This is a genomic window from Nocardiopsis sp. TRM 82005, from assembly GCF_056312425.1.
Map to the genome: position 1 here is coordinate 1 of NZ_JBWDTQ010000057.1, position 3,848 is coordinate 3,848.

General features: G+C 68.3%; 2 protein-coding genes and 2 pseudogenes. All 4 read left to right on the forward strand.

What is annotated here, in order from left to right:
• Positions 1 to 265: pseudogene (locus AC0T5L_RS26995) on the forward strand (DDE-type integrase/transposase/recombinase); the annotation flags it as partial.
• A gap of 178 nt (positions 266 to 443) precedes the next feature.
• Complete coding sequence (locus AC0T5L_RS27000) at positions 444 to 1,388, forward strand: universal stress protein (protein ID WP_476168313.1); 945 nt, start codon at positions 444 to 446, stop codon at positions 1,386 to 1,388.
• 158 nt (positions 1,389 to 1,546) lie between these two features.
• Positions 1,547 to 2,812: a hemolysin family protein gene (locus AC0T5L_RS27005; protein WP_476168314.1), complete on the forward strand. Its 1,266-nt coding sequence runs from the start codon at positions 1,547 to 1,549 to the stop codon at positions 2,810 to 2,812.
• A gap of 398 nt (positions 2,813 to 3,210) precedes the next feature.
• Positions 3,211 to 3,848 (forward strand): annotated as a pseudogene (locus AC0T5L_RS27010) (hypothetical protein); the annotation flags it as partial.

Consider the following 3,848-nt stretch of genomic DNA (forward strand, 5'->3'; position numbering starts at 1 on the left):
TGAGCTCACCTACGTGCCCACGGACGAGGGGTGGTTGTACCTGGCAGTGGTGATGGATGTGTTCGCCCGCCGCAGCGTGGGGTGGGCGATGGCCGAGCACATACGCACCGAGTTGGTGAGTGACGCGCTGGGCATGGCGGTGGCCGTCCGGCGTCCTGGCCCGAGGCTCATCCACCACTCGGACAAGGGATCGCAGTACACCAGTTTGGCCTTCGGCCGCCGCTGCGAGGAGGCTGGCATCGCCCCCTCGACCGGGCGGACGGGGCCTAGGGGCAGTGGTCGCCGGGTGGGTTTTTCAGTTGTTGAGCTAAGCACCCGCGAGCTGCTGCTGTAGGCACGAAACCGCAAAAGAGCAGTTCAGGGCATGTTTGTCTTCGACAACTGCACGGAAGACCAGGAGTACGGCACAGACTACGCCGGCCGTCTTCACGAAGGATCCGGGCATGGCCGAAGAGATGAGCGCCTCACCGAAGGTGCTGGTGGGGGTCGACGGCTCCTCCACAGCACAGGAGGCGCTGTCCTGGGCGGCAGCGGAAGCCAGTCGGCGGAAGGTGCCTCTGGCCGTGGTGTACGCCTTGTCCGTGCCGTTGGCATGGCGGGGGAACACCGGGGTGATCCGACTGCTCCCTTCCGAGATGGCGGTCGAGCACGCCGAGTACGTGCTCGCGGAAGCGGCCGAACACGTGCGTACCCAGCGACCCGACGGGCGAGTGGAGACGCTCCTGGCGGTGGAGAAGCCCGCGGCGGCCCTGATGCGGAGATCCGGGACTGAGGACCTGATTGTCGTCGGTTCACGCGGCCTGGGCGCGCTGGGCACAGCTCTTCTGGGGTCGGTGGGCGTCCGGTTGGCCGCTCAGGCCACCTGTCCCGTGGTCGTGGTCCACAGCACGCACGGCAAGAGCCCCCGCGCCGAGCCGAGGCGGATCGTGGTGGGAGTGGACGGTTCCGAGTGTTCCCAGTGGGCACTGATGTTCGCCCTGGAACAGGGGGCCAGGACTGTGGAGGCCTCCCTGGTGGTGGTGAACAGTACGGAGACTCCCACTCCGTTCGCCGCCCAGCCCCTGGTCGCCCTGGGAGGGCATCCACCGGACAGGTTGCCCGAACACCTGTCGAAGGACCTGGTCGCGGACATGATCGCGCAGGCCGGGGGAGACACCGCCGACAACGTCGACATCACCGTGCTCTGCACACCGGACGACCCGGCGGACGCGCTCCTGGCCGAGAGCGCCGAGGCCGATCTGGTGGTTCTCGGCTCCCGTGGCCGGGGCGGTATCCGCGGCCTCTTCCTGGGATCGGTGAGCCAGAGCGTGCTTCACCGTGCCTGCGTTCCCGTCGCCATCGTTCCCCACCACATCGCCCGGGAGCCGGGAGACCTCGACAAGGACTGAGGACCGGCTGGCCTTCCTCCCGGGACGGGCTCCTGTCTGTCCGGGCCGGACGCACACCCAAGAGCGGTCCCGGGGCCGGGCTGTGGGAGGCTCTGGTGGCACGGCCCCTGAACGGGGAACGCACGCGACCACCACAGCACCGAAAGACGGCAGCAGCTATGGAGAGCTACGGGGTTCAACTCGGCCTCGTCCTTGTCCTCGTTCTCGTCAACGCCCTGTTCGCAGGTAGCGAGATCGCCCTGATCACACTCAGGGAAGGGCAGATCAAACAATTGGCGGCGCAAGGTCCGGGCGGTCGGGCGGTGGCTCGCCTGGCACAGGACCCCAACCGGTTCCTAGCCACCATCCAGATCGGCATCACCCTCGCGGGTTTCCTCGCCTCGGCCACCGCCGCGGTGTCCCTGGCCCAACCGCTCATCGAACCCCTGGGCTTTCTGGGCTCGGCCGCCAGCCCCGTGTCGATCGTCCTGGTCACCGTGCTCCTGGCCTTCGTCACACTGGTCTTCGGTGAGCTGGCGCCCAAGCGCATCGCCATGCAGCGGTCCGAGACCTGGGCGATCATGGTCGCCCAGCCGCTGAACCTGCTCGCGCTGCTCTCCCGCCCCGTGGTGTGGCTGCTGAGCGTCTCCACCAACCTGGTGGTGCGCCTGGCAGGTGGCGACCCCTCCGCGGCCAAGGAGGAGGTCAGCGAGGAAGAGCTGCGCGACATGCTCGCCACCCAGCGAGGCATGACCCGGGAGCAGCGCACCATCATCTCCGGAGCTTTCGAGATCGACGACCGGCGCTTGCGCCAGGTCGTCGTTCCCCGCGGTGAGGTGTTCACCATCCCCGCCCGCACATCCGCGGACCAGGCGGCGCACATGCTCGCCGAGCACGGCCATTCCCGGGCGCCGGTGGTGGACGATGACGACCTCGATGACGTGTTCGGTGTCGTGCACTGGTCCGACCTGGTGCGTGGTGAGGGAAGCGCCCGCGAGCTGGCCCGCGAACCGCTTCTGCTGCCCGACTCCCTGGTGGTGTCGCTGGCCCTGCGCCGCATGATCGCCGAACACCAGCAACTGGGCGTGGTCGTCAACGAGGTGGGCGGTGTCGACGGCATCGTGAGCATGGAGGATCTCCTGGAGGAGATCGTCGGAGAGATCTACGACGAGACCGATTCCGACATACGTACCGTGGCCCGCAACGACGACGGATCCCTCACACTGCCCGGGACCTACCCCGTGCACGACCTGCCCGACATCGGCGTCCATCTGAGCGGTCTTCCCGAGGGTGACTACGTCACCGTCGCCGGACTACTCATCGCCGTGTTGGGCCACATCCCCAAGAAGCCGGGGGAACAGGTGGAACTCGGCTCCTGGACGGCCAGGGTCGATCAGACCAACGGGCGCACCGTCACCCAGGTGACCATGTATTCGGCGACGTAACCCCCGACGGCCTGCCCACATGTGTTGTACCGCGCCTTCGGTATCGGTCTGGTGTGTGGCCGAAGCAAGGTGGTCGAGCACTGTGTTGAGCGACAGGAGAACGGGTTCTGGCACTGATCTTGTGGCCCTCTCACGGAGGGTCGCGGAGACCTGTGCCTCTGAGCCGCATGCGCGCTCCAAGAGGTCGATGAAGTACTCCCACGTCTACTCTGTCCGAGTCACGGACCGTGGTGCACCACAAGATCAGTGCCAGAACCGGAGAACGTCACTGCTCGCGACACGCGATGTCACCAACGATGCCCCGCCCGGCCGTCGTGGGCCACGACGGCCGGGCGGAGGGCCGTCAGGAGGTGTGACAGAGAATGACATATTCTCTGTCACACCAGACAGGAGGCGCCGTGACCGTCCACTCCCTGCCCCGCCCCAGCGCGCTCACCCTCGCCCAAGCGAGCGCCGAGTCCTTGGATAGGTTCCGCGACGCGGCGCTCACCCGCCGCGCCTACGCCCAGGCCCTCGCTGTCCTGGAGCGTGCGGCCGTGGGCGGGCCCGCCGCGCCGGTCGAGGTCGCCTTCACCACCGGCACGGCGTTCACCGCCACGGCCAGCTGGGAGGGTGCGGCCCCGACCACGTGGAACAAGCACCTGGCCGTCCTGCGCTCCTTCGCAGCCTTCACCCAGCGCCGTGGGGGCTGGGCGAGGGCCCCACACGGCTGTTGGAGCGCCGAAAGGAAGCCCGCCGCAGCGACAAGGCCCTCCCCACCGCGCGGCTGGAGGCGCTGTTCACCGACCCGAAGGCCGGTCTGCGCGAGGCGGGGACGGTTGTCCTACCCGCGTGCGCAGTACCTGTTCAAACAGGCCAGCTTGCGCCACGACCCACATGGGCAGGGGTGGACACTGCACCAGCTGCGCCACTCCGCCCTCAAACACCTGGCCGCCGAGGGGCACAGCGCGCGCCCGAGCTCCAGGCCGAGTCCCGCCACGACCACCTGGCCACCCTGGGCGAGTACGTGCGCCCGGGCGAAGAGAACGCCGCGCGG

Coding starts and splice junctions, on each gene's coding strand:
- AC0T5L_RS27000 (WP_476168313.1), top strand. CDS start 444: ATGGCCGAAGAGATGAGCGCCTCACCGAAGGTGCTGGTGGGGGTCGAC.
- AC0T5L_RS27005 (WP_476168314.1), top strand. CDS start 1,547: ATGGAGAGCTACGGGGTTCAACTCGGCCTCGTCCTTGTCCTCGTTCTC.